The organism is Pseudomonas sp. Root562, from assembly GCF_001427125.1.
Classification (GTDB): Bacteria; Pseudomonadota; Gammaproteobacteria; order Pseudomonadales; family Pseudomonadaceae; genus Aquipseudomonas.
The window spans coordinates 99,983-117,972 of record NZ_LMGK01000006.1 but is presented as its reverse complement, the minus strand read 5'-3'; the positions used below and the strand labels follow the sequence as shown (position 1 = coordinate 117,972).

General features: G+C 60.5%; 9 protein-coding genes. 4 read left to right on the top strand and 5 right to left on the bottom strand.

Annotated features, from left to right (window positions below; genetic code table 11):
* The first annotated feature begins 1 nt into the window (after position 1).
* From ASD60_RS07480 to ASD60_RS07465, 4 genes are read left to right on the top strand one after another with little or no spacing between them, the layout of a single operon-like run.
* On the top strand, positions 2–1,249 hold the full coding sequence (locus ASD60_RS07480) for an NAD(P)/FAD-dependent oxidoreductase (RefSeq protein ID WP_056853391.1): 1,248 nt from the start codon (positions 2–4) through the stop codon (positions 1,247–1,249).
* Positions 1,246–2,061: a DUF1365 domain-containing protein gene (locus tag ASD60_RS07475; protein WP_056853390.1), complete on the top strand. Its 816-nt coding sequence runs from the start codon at positions 1,246–1,248 to the stop codon at positions 2,059–2,061. Before ASD60_RS07480 ends, ASD60_RS07475 begins: the two co-directional genes overlap by 4 nt.
* Positions 2,033–3,292, top strand: coding sequence for an SAM-dependent methyltransferase (locus tag ASD60_RS07470; protein WP_056853389.1), 1,260 nt, complete (start codon positions 2,033–2,035; stop codon positions 3,290–3,292). Before ASD60_RS07475 ends, ASD60_RS07470 begins: the two co-directional genes overlap by 29 nt.
* Positions 3,292–3,780, top strand: coding sequence for a DUF2878 domain-containing protein (locus ASD60_RS07465; protein ID WP_056853388.1), 489 nt, complete (start codon positions 3,292–3,294; stop codon positions 3,778–3,780). Before ASD60_RS07470 ends, ASD60_RS07465 begins: the two co-directional genes overlap by 1 nt.
* A gap of 47 nt (positions 3,781–3,827) precedes the next feature.
* On the opposite strand, the gene ASD60_RS07460 is transcribed toward ASD60_RS07465, so the two are convergent.
* From ASD60_RS07460 to ASD60_RS07440, 5 genes are all read right to left on the bottom strand, one after another.
* Positions 3,828–4,364 carry a DUF3833 domain-containing protein gene (locus ASD60_RS07460; RefSeq protein WP_056853387.1) on the bottom strand — a complete coding sequence of 179 codons (537 nt, stop codon included), beginning with the start codon at positions 4,362–4,364 and terminating at the stop codon, positions 3,828–3,830.
* A gap of 10 nt (positions 4,365–4,374) precedes the next feature.
* Positions 4,375–4,932: a chalcone isomerase family protein gene (locus tag ASD60_RS07455; RefSeq protein WP_082557540.1), complete on the bottom strand. Its 558-nt coding sequence runs from the start codon at positions 4,930–4,932 to the stop codon at positions 4,375–4,377.
* Positions 4,933–5,086: 154 nt separating this feature from the next.
* Complete coding sequence (locus ASD60_RS07450) at positions 5,087–5,344, bottom strand: Atu4866 domain-containing protein (RefSeq protein WP_056853386.1); 258 nt, start codon at positions 5,342–5,344, stop codon at positions 5,087–5,089.
* Between the two features lie 25 nt (positions 5,345–5,369).
* Positions 5,370–6,107 carry an SDR family oxidoreductase gene (locus ASD60_RS07445; protein WP_056853385.1) on the bottom strand — a complete coding sequence of 246 codons (738 nt, stop codon included), beginning with the start codon at positions 6,105–6,107 and terminating at the stop codon, positions 5,370–5,372.
* Positions 6,108–6,344: 237 nt separating this feature from the next.
* The gene (locus tag ASD60_RS07440) at positions 6,345–17,459 is read right to left on the bottom strand and encodes a peroxidase family protein (RefSeq protein ID WP_056853384.1); all 11,115 of its coding nucleotides are present in this window, start codon (positions 17,457–17,459) and stop codon (positions 6,345–6,347) included.
* Between the last annotated feature and the right edge of the window lie 531 nt (positions 17,460–17,990).

Genomic DNA, 17,990 nt, shown 5'->3' with positions numbered 1-17,990 from the left:
TATGCGTATCGCCATTATCGGCAGCGGGATTTCTGGGCTGACCTGTGCCTATCTGTTGTCGCGTAGCAATGAGGTGACCGTGTTCGAAGCGGCTGACTGGATTGGCGGTCATACCCATACTGTCGACATTGATTGGCAGGGCCAGCGCTATGCCGTGGACACCGGCTTCATCGTTTTCAACGACTGGACCTACCCCAACTTCATTCGCTTGCTCGATCGCCTGGGAGTCGTCTCGCGCCCCACCGAGATGAGCTTTTCCGTGAACGATCCGGACAGCGGTCTGGAGTACAACGGCAATAATCTGGACACCCTTTTCGCACAGCGCAGCAATCTGCTGTCGCCGGGCTTCTGGGGGATGCTGCGCGATATCGTGCGCTTCAACCGCCAGGCGGTAACAGACCTTGACGACCACCGCATTGATCAAGCCATAAGCCTTGGCGACTACCTGAGCATGCGAGGCTACGGGCAGCGTTTCATCCATCACTATATCGTCCCCATGGGGTCGGCCATCTGGTCGGTATCAAGGGCCGATATGCTGCGTTTTCCGCTGCACTTTTTCGTGCGTTTCTTTCGCAACCACGGCCTGCTCTCGATCAGCCAGCGGCCGCAGTGGCGGGTGATCGAGGGTGGCTCGCGCAGTTATGTGAAGCCGTTGTGCTGGACCTTCAGCGAGCGCATTCGCCTCAATTGCCCGGTGATGGGCGTCCGCCGGGATGATACCGGGGTGGTGATCACCAGCGCCGCGGGCCAGGAACGCTTCGACAAAGTCGTGTTCGCCTGCCATAGCGACCAGGCTCTGGCGCTGCTGGAGAAACCGACGACCACCGAGCATGAGGTGCTCGGAGCCCTGACCTATGCCGCCAATGAAGTATTGCTGCACACCGACACGCGCCTGTTGCCCAGTCGGCGCAAGGCTTGGGCCAGCTGGAACTATCGTCTCGGCGGCCCGGCACACGCGCCGGCCGCCGTGACCTATAACATGAATATTCTGCAAGGCCTCGACGCACCGGTGACCTTCTGCGTAAGCCTCAATCAGGGCGATTGCGTGGATCCGTCGCAGGTTTTGGCACGCTTCGATTACGCACATCCGCAATACAGCCTTGCCGCCATGGCGGCCCAGGCACGTCAGGGTGAACTACAGGGAAACCAGCACAGCTACTTCTGCGGCGCTTACTGGGCCAACGGCTTCCATGAGGATGGCGTGGTCAGCGCTTTGGGCGTCGCCGAACGGTTCGGGGAGCGCCTGTGAACAGCAGCCTTTGCTACGGTTGGGTCAGCCACCGACGCCTGATGCCGCGGTACCACGGATTCCGCTATCGCAGCGCCATGCTTTACCTGGATCTGGACGAACAGCAATTGCTGCTGGGCCTGTCTCCGTTACTCGGTGCTACTCGGCTGGCACCGCTGAGCTGGCGAGAAACCGATTACCTGCCAGCCTGGACTCGTCGCGGCATACCTTTGAAAGACGCGGTGCGCGAAGTGGTGGCCAAGGCCTTGGGCCAGGCGCCGTGCGGCCCCATTCATTTGCTGACCCAGCCGCGCAGTTGGGGGATTTCTTTCAATCCGGTGAGCTTCTACTTTTGCCACGACAGCGATGGCCTCCTGGCAGCGATTGTGCTGGAGGTGCGTAACACACCTTGGCGTGAGCGTTTTCACTATGTGCTGTCGGTGCTGCCCGGTCAGCCGCGACAATTCTCGGTCAGCAAGCAATTCCATGTCTCGCCGTTCTTGCCGATGGACATGCAATACCACATGCGCTTCCACATCGATGGCGCGCACGTGCGCATCCACATGGAAAACCACCGCGAAGAACAGAAAGTCTTCGAGGCCGATCTGGCGCTGCAGCGCAAGCCGCTGGATGCCGCTGCATTGAGACGACACGTACTGGCCTTCCCCTGGATGAGCCTGCGTACCCTCAGTGCCATTTATTGGCAAGCCATGTGCCTGTTGCTCAAGCGCACCCCACTCTTTGCCCACACCACCCGTCAGAGCAGCCAAGACCTTGGCCATGACTTCCACGAGGAGCCCGAGCATGTCCGATCCAACTCTGAGCGTCAGTAAATCCTTTGGCTTGGCGCCGTTGTTCGGCGGCCTGGGCAGAAGCGCCGTGCTCTCCCAACTGCGCAACCTGCGCCAAGGACGTCTGCGCCTGATCTATCAGGGCCGACAGTGGCTGTTTGGCGATGCCGGCAGCACACTGCACGCCGAGGTCGAGATCTTCGACGAAGCAGCTTGGGGCATGGTGGCTGCCAACGGCTCGATCGGTGCCGGTGAAGCTTACATCCACGGCTACTGGCGAACGCCGGACCTGGCGGCGGTCACCCGACTCTTCGTCGCCAACCTGGAAGTGCTCGACGCCCTTGATGGCGGGTTGGCGCGCCTGGGTCGACCGGTCCTGCGCCTGCTGCATTGGTTCAATCGAAACAACAGGCAAGGCGCGCGGCGCAATATTCTCGCTCATTACGATTTGGGCAATGCCCTGTTCGAGCGGCTGCTGGACCCGACCATGATGTACTCGGCAGCAATGTTCGACAGTCTGGAGCAGAGCCTGGAGCAAGGCCAACTGAACAAACTCGAGCGTATCTGCGAGAAACTCGCGCTGAGCCCCGACGATCATCTGCTCGAGATCGGTACCGGATGGGGTAGCCTGGCGATCCATGCCGCTACCCGTCACGGGTGCCGGGTGACGACCACCACATTGTCCGAGGCGCAGTACGCCCATACCGTGCAGCGCGTCCGCGATCTTGGCCTGCAAGAACGCATTACCGTCCTGCGCGAGGATTACCGCGACCTGCGCGGACGCTTCGACAAACTGGTCTCGATCGAGATGATCGAGGCAGTGGGGCACCGCTATCTGCCGGTTTACTTCCGTCGGTGTGCATCGCTGCTCAAAGAAGACGGTTTGATGCTGTTGCAGGCCATCACCATTCGCGACCAGCGTTATGAACAGGCCCAGCGCTCGGTGGATTTCATTCAGCGCCATATCTTTCCCGGCGGTGCCCTGCCCTCCTTGAGCGTCATGCTGCAGACCGCCAGTTGCCATACCACGTTGAACCTGGTGCACATGGAGGACTTCGGACAGGACTATGCGCGGACTCTGCAGCACTGGCGCGACAACTTGCGCCAGTCGCGCACCGCGTTGCTTGAGCTGGGCTATGACGAAACATTTCAACGCCTCTGGGAGTTCTACCTGTGTTATTGCCAGGGCGGTTTCGAGGAGCGCGCAATTGGCGTCGCGCAACTGCTCTGGGCAGCCCCGGCCGCACGTCGAGCTTCGCTGCCGGGTGCCTGATGAGCCGGGCCTGGTTGATCGGCAACGCACTGTGGATGCAAGCCGCGTGGTGGGCTTGCGTGCTGAGCGAGCGGCATCCCTGGCTGCTGCTCCCGGTGGCGGCAGGTTTGTTGGTGCATGTGGCTGCTTGCCCGCGGCCGCGCGAGGAAGCAACCACGCTGGTCTGTGTGGCAATGGCAGGCTGCGCACTGGATGCCGGCCTGGGTGCGCTGGGCGTTTTCGATTTTGCCCAGCGCCCCTTACCTCTATGGCTGGCGGTACTGTGGCTGGTGCTGGCCAGTGGACTTCGCCATAGCCTGGCCTGGGCTCGACATCCCATCTGGTACGGCGCGCTACTGGGCATGTGCGGCGGTCCCCCGGCTTACATCGCCGGCGCATCGTTGGCGGGTGTCGGTCTGCCTTGGGGCACTTTGGGCACAGTCCTGCTGCTCGCGCCGCTTTGGGCTGTATGGATGCCGCTTATCCTGCGACTGGCGGCTCGGCGCTGATCTTTCCAATGGGCGAATAGCGCCTGCTCGGCTCGGCCATCGTGGGTTCAGGGAGATGCCGCCGGCTGGCGACGAAAGAACAGGATCACCTGTCCCAACTCGACGCCAAGCTTGCTCATAGTCGTGCGATTGATGATCGTGTCTTCGTCCATCAGGTACATCCAGTCGTCCATATCCACTTCCCAATGCCGGCCGTCAACCGGCAGGTCAAGGCGGTAGCGCCAGTGCAGCGCGTTGCCCGCGATCTCGCCGCTGGCCTCTCCGACGACATCGTCCGCACGGCCACGCCAACGCCCGGAACCGGTCCGTTCCAGCGTCCAGGTACGCCGCTGACGCGTGCCATCGCTGTAGAGAAATCGCTCGTCGAGGATCAATTGTTGTCCTTCGACGCGACTTTCAATCTGGACATGGAAACGTTTGACCACCTCGCCCGAGCGATTCTGGAACAACCCCCAAGCCTGTACCGGCCGGGAGAAAAAGGCCACCAGATCCAGGGCGGGTCGCTCCTTCGCGTAGTGGTCCACGCCAACGTTGTTACAGCTGACCAGCAACAGGCTAACGAGCAGTACCGCTAATCGACGCATCTCAACCTCCTCACTCCGCCGGCCCGGCCATCCCCAGCAGGCGTTGACGCAGTTCTTTGTCCCGAGTACGCGGGTCCAGCCAAATGTCGAAGAAGGCACGGGCGAATGCAGGGTCCTCGACCCGCCGGCGCAGTTGGCCGTCGACGAAGAAAGTGCAGCCTTTACCCGGATGGTAAAGCCCGGTAATGCGCATTCCCGGCCGAACATCGACGAAGGCATCACGCATTTCACTGGACCAGCGTTGGAGTGTGGGCTCATCTGGACGAGCCTTTGCCATGCGACGCATTTCCTTGAGGCTGGCCTCAACCAGTGCGTCCCGGGAAAGGGCACGGTGATAAACCAGTTCGAGTGCAAAAGGCTGGTCCCAGGTCATCGGCATCCCTGGGCTCCACAAACGCGCTGTGTAGAGACTCACGCCGAACCAGGTAAAGTCGCCGCTGCCCAACAGACGCCCGTCTGGCAGTGCGGGACGCCAATCCGCCCAGCAAGGTACCGCCAGCAACAACGCGAACAGCCAGCATCTCGACAGACGATGTCCAAAGCAACGCTTGGAATCAGCCACGTTCATGATCGTCTCGGCCTTTTGTAAATTCTATACAAAAATAGCTTAATGTATAGTTTTTACGCCATCAGGACCGATCTTGTACAACTTTTTTACGCCATGCGCGGTGATTCCTGATGAGCCTCGATGGAGCGACGCTCATCACCGCTAAGGTCAGCTTCTAGTCCTCGCGATACAGAATCATGCCTGCGTGATACAAAATCCCCTCCCGGAACTCGCCATCAGCGGTAAACCCGGTGTCATCGACGTATTCAATGTGGTCACCTTCCAGCCAATATCTTCCCTGGTAGGCGCTCGCTGTCTTGCCTCGGGCCTCATCATATCGGCCGCCTGGCAATAGCTCATGGCGAATATGCCCATCTGCCGTAACCCACATGCCGACGTATTTGTCTTGATCTGCGGACTTTTTGACCGTCATTTTCTTTTCCTCCAGTCTCGCCACATTAATAGGGGCTGGCGGTTGGCCGGACAATCAGCTCACTGACATCAACGTCGGCAGGTTGCTCGATGGCATAGGCAATAGCACGGGCGATGGCCTGGGCAGGCAGTGCGATCTTACGAAACTCACGCATCTCGGCCCGTCCACCTTCGTCTGAGATGCTCTCGGCCAATTCCGATTCGGTGACCCCCGGCGAAATAACGGTGACACGAATGTCTCCACCAACTTCCTGACGCAGTCCTTCTGAAATGGCCCGTACCGCAAATTTCGTCGCGCAGTAAACAGAGGCTGTCGGGCTGACTGTGTATGCACCGATAGACGCTATATTGATGAACTGTCCGGATTTCTGCTTCTGCATCAGAGGCAGGCCTGCTGCAATACCATGCAGGACGCCGCGAATGTTGACGTCGATCATCTGGTCCCATTCAGCGACCTTCAGCGCTTCAAGCTTCGACAGAGGCATTACACCGGCGTTATTGACGATCACATCGACGCGACCATGGAGGCTGACGGCAAAATCCACAAACGCTTGCACGTCAGACCGGCTGGTGACATCAACCGCCTTGAATTGGGCGCTCCCGCCCGCGGCATTGATCTCACGGCAGAGGCTTTCGAGGCGATCCGTGCGACGTGCACCCAGCACGACGTGTGCCCCCTTGCCAGCTAAAAGACGCGCGGCCGCCTCGCCAATACCGCTGCTGGCGCCAGTGATCACCACTACTTTTTCCGAAATGTTCGACATGATCCCTATCCTTTACTGAGTGCTTGATGACGCGAGAGGTGCCTCGCTACGTGTTCAGATTAGGGATAAAGGTGTGCAGCGAGTTAGTCAGATCCTTCTGACAACTTGCCTGATCCTGCGGGAGTGCGATCAAGCGTAGTTTTCCAGACTGCAAGCGGCAGACGACATCCATCGGCAAAAGAAAGGGAGGGCATCCATTGCCCTCCCCGCCTCGGTTAACGCTGACTGGACTTCACCTCAAGTAGCCAGAATGAAGTCTGAGGCAGTGATGGTTGTCGCATCGGCCACACCGACCAGGCGGATGGTTTCAGCGCCTCCTGCGGAGCTGAGCAGGGTATCCGCACCGACATCGGTGATGATGACAGTGCTGGCAAAGGTCGCAGCCGTGACACCGAATGCGGAAATATCGAGCAGATCCTGGCCCCCCGCCGCGTTGGCATCGAAGCCGATGATCTGGTCGGCCCCGAAGCCCGCCGCGAACAGGAAGACGTCGTTGCCAACGCTGGCGACCATCACATCGTCGCCGGCACCGCCAGTGACCCTATCGTTGCCCACTCCGCCATCGATAAAGTCATTGCCGATACCGCCCAGCAATGTGTCGTTACCGATACCACCGTTGAGGGTGTCGCTGCCATCGCCGCCCTGGAGCAGATCGTTGCCGGTACCGCCATCGAGCACGTCATTACCCAGCCCACCCAGCAACGTGTCGTTGCCTGCGTCACCATTCAAGGCATCGTTTCCGTCACCACCGTCGAGGCCATCATCGCCGATACCGCCGTTCAGGGTATCGGTGCCTATGCCACCCAACAGCTGATCGTTGCCGATGTCACCATTGAGCGTGTCGTTACCTGCGTTGCCGGTAAGGATGTCGTTGCCGCTGTTGCCGTTGAGGGTGTCATTACCTGCCCCGCCGACGATGTTATTGTTCAGCCCGTTACCGTTACCGACGAAGTTGTTGACTCCGGTGTAAGCCAGGTTCTCGACATTATTACCAAGCACGTAGCTGGCCAGCGTCGTCTGCACGCTATCCGAACCGCCACCCGCCACCTCGAACACCCCATCAGCGACCACATCGACGATGTAGGTGTCGTTGCCAGCGCCCCCTGCCATCTGGTCAGCACCCGCACCGCCATCGAGGATGTCGTTACCCACCCCGCCGGTCAGGGTGTTAGCCAGCGCATTGCCCGTACCGGTGAAGTTACCTGCCCCCGTATAGGTCAGGTTCTCGACGTTGGCCCCGAGCAGGTAGCTGGCCAGGCTGGTTTGCACCAGATCGGTACCACCGCCCAACGCTTCGGTGACGCTGTCACCGACATTGTCCACCACGAAGGTGTCGTTGCCGGCACCGCCGTTCATGGCATCCGCGCCAAGCCCGCCGTTGAGGGTGTCGTTGCCGTCCCCGCCACTGAGGACGTCATTACCAACCCCGCCAGTGATGATGTTGGCCAGCGCATTACCGGTACCGGTAAAGCTGCCCGCACCGGTATAGGCCAGGTTCTCGAGGTTGGCACCCAGCACGTAGCTGGCCAGGCTGGTTTGCACCAGATCGGTACCGCCCAAGGCAATCTCAGTGACAACGTCGCCGACATTGTCCACCACGAAGGTGTCGTTGCCGAGACCGCCATTCATGGCATCCGCGCCGAGGCCACCGTTGAGAAAGTCGTCGCCGATATCGCCGTTGAGGATATCGTTGTCGTCTCCGCCGTTGAGGATGTCATTGCCGAGGCCACCTAGCAGTTGGTCATTACCGGCCAGGCCATTGAGCGTATCGTTGCCGCTCAGGCCACTAAGCACATCGGCACCCGCGCCACCGGTGAGGGTGTCAGCAAGAAGGGTACCCACCAGCACCACGCCAGGCGTTACCGTAACGGCAGCGGTTGCCGCCGAGGTCAGCGTCTCCAGCGTACCGAAGCCGTCGGTATAGCGCACGATCACCCGCAATTGCAGATTGCCCTGCGCAAAGCCCGGGGTGAAGGTCGCAGCGGTCGCGCCGTTAATGTCGGTGAAGGAAGCGCCAGTACCTTGCTGCCATTGGAAGCTGAAGGTGCCCAGCCCATCCTCATCGGCAATCCCGGCAGTCAGCGCGGTCAACACCTGTCCTTGATCCGGTGTCGTATCGCTGATCAGCAACGCACCGGTGGGTGCATCGTTGACGTTGGCGACCGGGTCCGAAGGGTCGGACGCCACGCTCTCGGATACACCAAAGTCATCCACGTAACTGACCACCACCCGCACCTGGTCGCCGGCCTGGTCCTGGCCAAGCGTGAACGTGCTACTGGTGGCTCCGACGATGTCGACGAAGCTGACCCCGTTGGTTGCCTGCCACTGGTAGGTGAACTGCGGATTGCTGAGGCCATCCAGATCGATGATGCTCGATGGGTCAGCGGTCAACACTTGGTCCTCCACCAAAAGCCCGGTGACCGTCGGCCCCGCGGTGGGTGCGCTGTTCGCCGACGAGTCGACGATTTCCAGCGTGCCCTTGGCATCCTGATACACCGCCCGAACGCGAATGTTCAGACCCGCCACATCGTCCGTCACCCGGTAGGTGGTCCCGGTCGCCCGCGAGGCTTCGCCGGCGGCAACAACGGTGATGTCCTCATAGATCCCCGTGCCTGGAATGTTTTCCACCTGCCAGTAGTAAGCCACCGCTCCGGACAACGTACCGGTCGGATTGGCGCCGCTTACGTTGTCCGCATCGTGTACGGCACGACCGCTGACGCGCAGCAACTGGCCGGCCACAGGCGTGTCGTCACGCAGACCGGTAGCATCATCGAGAATCGCCAGATGACCCGATGGCCCCTCGTTCAAGGCAGTACCAACGCCGGATGACTGCGCCAGGTCAGAGAATTGCAGACGCTCGATGCCCGTCAAGCGATCGACACCATCACGCCCCGCCACCAGATCCGTCACGATGACTGTGTTGCCCTCGACAGAAACGATGTATTCCGTCGAATTACCGGAGAACACCGCAGTGTCGAAGCTGTCATCGCCCGTCAGAATCTCCCGCTTGATGATCAACTGACCCGGGTTGTACGTACCGTTGAGCATGAACGGAACCAGTGGCTCCATGCTGTCGAAGGTAGCGATTTCCGGTCCGGTACCATCGGCATTTGCCCGGACGCTGATGCGTACGTTGAGCCACTTGTCACCGTCGATGATGTCGTCGCCACCGCGACCTTCGATAAGGTCGCTGCCGCTGCCACCGAGGATGATGTTGCCGCCATCGAAGAACGTCGCTCCGGCCGGCAGCACATCCGCCAGGCCGTCGATCAGGTTGATGTTGGTCAGCACACTGCCGGTTGCACCTGCACCCGGTAACGATGCGGCATCTTGATTGTCGCCGCGCAGGAAGTCACCGTGCGATGAACCCGAAAGACCTTCCATGATGTCGAAACGCACCAGTGCCGAAGCACCCGAGCCCGGAACCGGCGGCACATCGAAAAAGCGGTCGCTGTAATCGATGCTCACGCCCTGGGCGAGCCCCTTGAAGGTTGCCCAGTCAAAGCCCGAGCCACCGATATAGCGGTCACCAAAGCCGAGACTGCCGACCATGATGTCGTCGCCGCCTTCACCGTTGAACTTGTCGTTCTCGTTGCCACCGATGAAGACATCGTTGCCGATGACCGGGTCGTTGCCCAGCGGATCGAAGTTGTCGCCAGGCGCACCGTCGGAGGTGCCCTTCTCGATCCAGTCGTCGCCTTCGTTACCCATGTCCTGTTCGTTGGCCTTGCTGCCCAGGATAAAGTCATTGCCCTGTCCACCAATGGCCTCGGAGGCGTCCTCACCGGTCACGATGAAGTCATTGCCGAACCCGCCGATGATCAGGTTGATGCCGTTACCACCGTGCAGCACGTCGTTGCCGTCGCCACCCTGGATGTTATCGTCGCCGCCCATATCGCTGATGATGTCGTCACCGGCACCACCGCGCAGCTGGTCGTTGCCGTCACCGCCCTCGATGCGGTCGTTGCCGCCGTCACCCCAGACGGTGTCATCGCCTTCACTCGCGATGAGGATGTCTGCATCGTTGGTACCGCCCAGCACGATGTGTTGGTCACCGGTGTACTTGATGTAGTTGGTGTCCGGTCCGGCAGTCAGCGGGTTGTCGCGGAACACCACCTGCTGGCCGTTCTCGTCCAGCGGGTCGGCATTGCCCAAGCCATCGTTGTACTGCTTGGACTGATCCCTCTCCAGATAGAAGCCCGGGTCCGAAAACACCAGGCCCGGCAAGTGCGTGGCCGAGGTGTTGGCCATGATCAGCTTGGCGAACGAGTTGCTTTCCAGCTCGGCATTCATCGACAGGCCAGAGGTGCGCTCCAGGTAGTAGAAGCGGTCGCCGTCCTGCAGTTTCTCCATTTGATTTTCGAACACAAAGTTGAAGGTCGAGCCGAGCATGCCGCCAAACGGCGTTTTCTCTTCGGCCAGGCCACCAATCCATAGATCGATGGCGTCGACCCCTGTGATCGTCACACCCTTCAGATCGTCGGCAGTCCCCAGAACCCCGTCTTTGCCCGCCCGCGTTACGTTGGCCCAGGTACCGGTGCCGTTGAGGAAGTCCAGGCGATCGGATGGCTCGTTGATCCCGCCATCGCCGAACACCAACAACATCGCCGCGGCACGCTTGCCTTCGAGCGTAGTCGCCCCCGTGATCGTGCTGTGCGTACCATAAGCCGCGATGAAGTTGATCAACGACTCCGGATGCTTGAGGTGCTGCACCAGGTCGACCCAGCTGCTGTACGGCTTGAGTTGGGTATCTCCGGTCTGGTTGTAGATGTCGCGGCGAATCGCATTGAGCGAGGGAATCCCCACGTCGCGACCACGGGCGATGTTGATCGCCGGCAGGTCAAGAGGCAGGCCCAGCAGGTTGTTGCGCAGCGCCTCGGTGACGAACTCGTCGATTTCGTTACCGGCTTGCCGGGTTACCCCGCGCACGATCGCACTGGTCGCATCCTCCGGCGTCACGCCACTGGCGGCATAGGCCAACGGGTTGAGGAACGCCGCGATCAAGCCCAGTTGCTGATCGGGATCAGCGCTGCTCGGATCGCCAATCACGTCAAAATTGACGTCGTAGCGATCGACAGTCTCGGTCAGCATCGAGTGGCCAAACCGGTACACGGTGTGGGCAAACTCGGCGACGATCGAGGCATCAAGGTCGACGTCATAGACCTGGGTCGGTGCGAAGAACAGGTCAACGCGAGGCTGGATGGTCCGCGCAAACTCCTCGAACACCAGGTGCTGATACTGCATCTCGGTGCCGAACTTGGCCGCCTGGAACAGGCGCTCGCCATTCCACACCAGCGCATCGATCTCGGCCTGGTTGACCGGCAAGGCAGCAACCGGCGAGAGCAGCCACTCGTTGAGGAAGGCCACGTCATTGGAATCGAGCACGGTGTCCTTGGTCTGCGCAACCAATCGATTGTGCTCGGCGTGGAAGATCGCATGCACTGCGGTCAGGCCGATGTTCTCGTTGACCCGGCCATCACCGGCGATGTAGTGAGCGTCAAGCAGTTCGTTGTCGTAGGTCAGGTTGTTGCCGCCCGGGCCAACGGGCTGCGCATTGCCGACATCGACATCGCCATCCGCCTGCAAAACCCCGCCGACGACAACCGGCACAGCGTTATGGGCGATGTCGTTGAGGAAGGCATGGCCCGTGCGTACCGCGTTCACCAGGCTTATCGGGTTGGCCGGATTGCCTTCGACGAGGGTCGTGACGTCATCGGCGTTGCCGGCAATACCGTCCAGCCCATTGTTAAGCCGAACGACAATTTGCGGGAAGCCGTTCGGCCCCTTGATGAAGTTGCCATAGGCGTCCGTCGCCAGCAGCGGACTGCTGTCGATATCGGCGTCGGTGAGATCGATACCCAGCACATCACGTGCCTGCGCCTTGACCACTTTCCAGGTCGCCATGCCACCGATTTCGCTGTCGTCTGCGGTACCAAACTTGCCGTCCGGCCCAAGGTCACGGTTGGTGATGAGATTGCCGGTCGCTTTGGGGCCATCCTCTGTCATCACGTATCCGCGCAGGAATACCTGGTGCGAGGGATGCGAGCTGTAGGTCTGGTTCTGGTCCACGAACGGCGTGGTGGTGTTGGTGTGTTCACGGACATCGTCGGCCGTGCCCAGCACGCCGTCCGCCCCTGGCTGGTTGGTCGCGCGGGTCAACACCATGAAATTGGTGTTGCCGCCCGGTACATACAGCGGGTCGTCCGGTTGCAGCGGGATGAACACAGTGCCTGAACCGCCTTTGGTCAACAGGTCCAGGCCATGGTCGAAGAACTGCCCGAAGAAGGTCATCCAGGCATTGAACGGCGCGGACAATCCGGCATCCGCCGCGGTGTTCTCGAACAGGTACACATCGTGGTCGTCGCCGGTACCGAACTGGCCATCCATGCCAGGGCTGGCGACGATCCGTACCCCCTCCTTGAGCACGTCGTCGTTACCGCTACCGGTTACGCCAAAGTCGAGATGACCGTTGGCCCCAGGGTCATAAGCCGTGGCATAGGCCGCCGGGTTGTTCGATGTCTGGTCGACGATCAGGTTACTGATGGTGCGCGGCTGCGAGTCAAACACAAAGCCGCTGGTTTGCTGATAAGACGAACCCGGAATGGCTGGCGAGCCGGGACCAAAGAAACCGGCAGGTACACCTTCTGCCGGATTGAAGACCGGGTCGCTCAGCCGCGGGAAGAGGTTATCGGCAGCACCGTACTCGGTGTGGTTGTTGCCGTTCAGGTTCAGCAGGTTGTTGTTCGACCCATCGACCGCACGCAGGCCCAACGGCGCGCGGATGTTCGGGATCAGCGAGAGCATGTCCTGGCCGGCCGCGTCAGCCTCGGCAATCTTGATCTGATCGAGGATGAAGTTGAGGTCGGAGCGGACCATGTGAAGGCCCTCGCCACCGGCCGTGGCATCGGCCACGGGTGTCGGCGACGTCGGTACGACCGGCGCGCCGGGAACGACCACGGCCGTCGGCTGCGAGAACACCACTTCAGTAGTGCCATGCCCATCTTGGTAGATTGCCTTGACCCGCAGCGATAACCCGGCAAGGTCGGGCGAGACCTTGAACGTGGTGCCGTCGGCACTCTGGAACGCCAGGTCGCCGGCCGGCAACAAGATGATGTCTTCGAAAACGCCGCTGCCTGGATCCGCCTCGAATTGCCAGTAGTAGGACACCGAGGAGTTGTTGAGGCTGCCACCAATATTGTCGGCGTCGCTCACCCCGGCCACGCTGACCGTCAGCACGTCGCCCACCGTGATCGCCCCGCCGTTTGCGTCGGCGATGTTCGGTCTGCCAACCGGTTGCGCATTGAGCCCCGGCAGCAGCACTTGCTGGGTATCGGAGAACTGCAGGCGTTCGATATGCAGGAGGGTATCGGTGCCGTCGCGCCCTGCTACGGTATCGGCCACCGTCCAGACATCGTCCGCTGTATTGAGCGTACCGCGGGTGTCGCGCGTCACCACATACTCGGACTGCTGCCCGGAGAAAATCGCGGTGTCGTAGGCGGCTCCGCCTGTCGAGGTACCGGGCAGGATTTCCCGCACGGCCTTGAGCTGACCCGGGTTATAGGTACCGTCCATCATGAACGGGATCATCTCGACCATGCTGTCGAAGGAGGCGATCTCAGGGCCGCTATGGTTGGTGTCGTCAGGGGCATAAACCGCAATCCTGACGTTAAGCCATTTGTCGCCGTCGAGCAGGTCATCACCACCACGACCCTCGATCAGGTCGCTGCCATCGCCACCCAGGATGATATTGCCCGTGGCAAAGCCGGTGGTCGGCAAACCGGCGTCGGCCAGGAACTGCTCCAGCCCGCGGATCAACGCCACATTGGTCAGCGCACTGCCCGTCGTACCACCGTGGTCAACGATGGTGACCGCATCAACATTATCGCCCTTGAGCACATCGCCGAATTTCGAACCGGACAAGCCTTCGACCTCGGCAAACCGGTCGAGGATCGAGGCCGGCGATGCGCCGACCGGGTTGAACGGCCCGTTGTTTTGATTTGGCGCGTTACCGTGTGGCTGCGCCAGCGCGGCCATGGTCAGGTCGACGGTCACGCCGATCTTGTCATTCTTATGGGTCACCCAGTCGAAGCCCGACATACCGTCCATATTGTCCTGGGCATCGCTGCCGACGAAGATGTCATCGCCACCCTCGCCGATCATTTCGTCGAAGCCAGCGCCACCGATAAAGATGTCGTTGCCGATCACATCATCGTTGGCCAACGGCGAGGCGTTATCGCCAGGTGCACCGTCCTGGGTGCCCTTCTCGATCCAGTCGTCACCTTCGTTGCCGGTCGGTGGCAAGTTGGTCTTGGCACCAAGGATGAAGTCGTCGCCCTGGCCGCCGAAGGTGGTGCTGATGTCTTCGGTGGTGACGATGAAGTCCTGACCATCGCCACCCAGGATCAGGTTGCCCCCGGCCAGCATGCTGCCGGCGATGATCACGTCGTTACCGGCGTTGCCTTCCAGACGGTTGTCACCGAACGAATCGGTGATGATGTCATCACCGGCGCCGCCCAGGACCGCGTCGTTGCCGGCGCCGCCTTCCAGGCGGTCGTTGCCGCCGTCACCGTAAAGCGTGTCATCGCCTTCACTGGAAATGATGATGTCATCGCCGGCGGTGCCTCCCAATACCACATGGTCCGCACCGTTGTACTGCAGGAAATTGCTGTCTGCCCCCTGCGTGTCGGGGTTGTCGCGAACCACCAGCTTGACGATTTCCACGCCGTTGATCATCAGGCCGCCCGTCGGGTCGGCTTGGCCGTCCGCACCCAGGCCAGTGAACTGATTGGCCTGATTCACTTCGAGGGTGAACGTTGGCGTCAGGAACACGGTGTTCGACAGATGGGTAACATCGCTGTTGAGCATGATCAACTTGGCAAAGGAGTTGTTCTCCAATTCGGTGCCGAAGTTCAGGCCTGCAACGCGCGACAGATAGTAGAACCGGTCGCCGTTCTGCAACGCCTCCATCTGGGTTTCAAACACGAAGTTGAAGGTAGAGCCGAGCATCCCGCCAAACGGCATCTTCTGCTCGGCGAGGCCACCGACCCAGAAGTCGATGTCGTCGACACCGGTGGTGGTCACACCGTTGACCATGGCGTAGATGCCCGAACTGTTGAGAAAGTCCAGACGATCCGCTTCAGTGGCGGTAAAGGTACGCTCATCGGCAGTACCGGCGTTGATGACCGCGCTGCCGCCAAACACCAGGGCCGCGGCAATCGCACGCATCTCGACCAGCGTATCGACATCGGCCGCCGTCAAGGCCCCGTGGGTGCCGAAGGCTGCGATGAAATTGACCAACGATTCAGGGTGCTTGAGGTTATTGGCCAGATCCGCCCAGCTGATGTACGGCTTGAGCTGGCTGTCGCCCGTCATTTCGTAGAATTCACGCCGCGCCTCGTTCAACGTCGGAATGCCTGTGTCGCGACCGCGCGCCAGGTTCAGGGCCGGCAAATCGAGCGGCAGCCCCAGCAGGTTGTTGCGCAAGGCTTCGGTGACGAATTCGTCGATTTCGTTGCCCAGTTGGCGGGTCACACCGCGAATGATCGCGCCTGCCGCTTCGTCCGCCGTCGCGCCACTGCCCGCGAAGGCGAGCGGGTTGAGGAAGGCCGCGATCAGGCCCATTTGCGAGTCCGGGTTGTCAGGGTCAGTGAGCAGCGGATTGAACTCTGGGTCGAAGCGATCGACCGTTTCAGTCAACATCGAGTGACCAAAGCGGTACACCACGTGGGCGAACTCGGCGAGGATGGCCGGATTGATCGAGGTGTCATAGCCGTTGGGTGCGAGGAATTCATCGATCTGCGGCTGGACGGTCCGCGCAAACTCTTCGAAAACCAAGTGCTGGTACTGCATCTCGGTGCCGAACTTGGCGGCCTGGAACAGGCGCTCGCCGTCCCACACCAACGCTGCGATTTCGGCAAGCGAAGCCGGCATCGCGGCGACGTCATCCACCAACCACTCATTGAGGAACGCCAGATCGCCCGCGGCCAATATGGTTTGCTTGGATTGCTCGACCAGGCGGTTGTGTTCCGAGTGGAACACATGGTGTACAGCCGTCAGGCCGATGTTCTCGTTGACCCGGCCATCGCCGGCAATGTAGTGGGCATCGAGCAATTCGTTGTCATAGGTCAGGTTGTTGCCACCGGGGCCAGCGGGCTGCGCATTGCCGACATCGGTGTCGCCGTCCGCCTGCAAATTCCCACCGACCACGACCGGCGCGGCATTGTGGGCGATGTCGTCGAGGAAGGCATGCCCGGTGCTCACGGCGCTGGCCAGACTGATCGGCGCATCCCGGTTGCCTTCGACCAGTTGAGTAACGTCATCAGCTGTTCCGGCGATACCGTCGGCACCGTTACTGACGCGCATCACCACCTGCGGCATGCCGCTCGGCCCGCGAATGAAATTGCCATATGCATCGGTCGCCAGCAGCGGCACGCTGTGCACATCAGCATCGGTGAGGTTAATGCCGAGAATGTCACGGGCCTGGGCTTTGACCACTGCCCAGGTCGCCATGCCACCACTCGCGCCGTCGCCATCATCGGCCGTGCCGAACTTGCCATCGGCGCCGAGATCGCGGTTGGTAATCAAGCGCCCCGTGGCAACCGGCTCGCCAGCCGCATTGAGCATGTATTCACGCAGAAACACCTGATGCGACGGGTGCGAGCTGTACGTCTGGCTCTGATCAACGAACGGCGAGGTGGTGTTGGGCTGCCCATCATCGGCCGTGCCGACGACACCGTCCACGCCGGCGGTACGCACGGCACGTGACAACACCATGAAGTTGGTTGGGCCGCCCGGTACATACAATGGATCATCGGGCTGCAGCGGGATAAAAACGATGTCGGTACTGCTCTTTGTAACCAGGTCCAGGCCGTGGTCGAAGAACTGGCCGAAAAAGGTCATCCACGAGTTGAAGCCGGCGGTCAGGCCGACGTCCGGCGACTCGTTGGGAATGAAGAACACTTCTTTGTCGTCGTCGGTACCGAACACGCCGTCCAGCCCGGGACTGATCACCGGGTCGGCGCCACCGTTGGCTGCAACGGCGGCCGGGTTGTTGGCGGTCTGGTCGTTGATCAGGTTACTGATAATCCGTGGCTGCGCGTCAACTACCGTCCCGGTCCCGGCATAAGCCGCTCTGTAGGAGGCGTCCAGTAGACGCAGGAAGGAGTTGTCCGCAGCGCCAAATTCGGTTTGCCCGGCGACCAGGTTGTTGTAGCTGCCATCGACGGTACGCAGGCCGAAAGGCACCTGACTGTTGGGTAGCAAATCACTGAGGCTGGTGCCGGCCGCATGCGCTTCCGCGATGAAGATTTGCTTGAGGATGAACTCCAGATCCGACTTGTTGAAATTGGCCATTTCGATTGCCCTCGATCTATATGGGAAAGGCTCGGGACGAAGAAATCCGCCCGCGCCAAGTCACGTGCTGGCTTGCGCAGTTCTTTGTTTCAGTGTTTGGCGAGAGCAGGCATGGAACAGGCAAAGCCGTTCTCTGCGCCGGTGAATGCGCGCCTGGAATTCGCGTTTTCAATTGCTCGCTGAGTAATCAGCCAGAGCGATTCCGAGCCGTTGGTGGCCCATGGAATCTGGAAGTCGAAGCGAACTTCCGGAGTAGCTCCGTGACTGCGAGGTAGAACGAGATGCTCGACATGCTGTGCTCCTTCAAGAAACACCGTGGCCTGCGTTGCCAAAGCGATGGCAGGCTTCAGGAGGGCGTCTCCCCAACCATGACTAAAGTTCCATAGCAACTAGCTGTCAATATTTCGGCACAAAAAAAGATCACCCAAATTTGGGTACTCAACTAATTGTTCTTAAAGGATATATAGAAATTCAAGATTATCTGTAGAGCGAAATGTTATTTAAAACTGTATCGCTAGAGAAACAAACGCC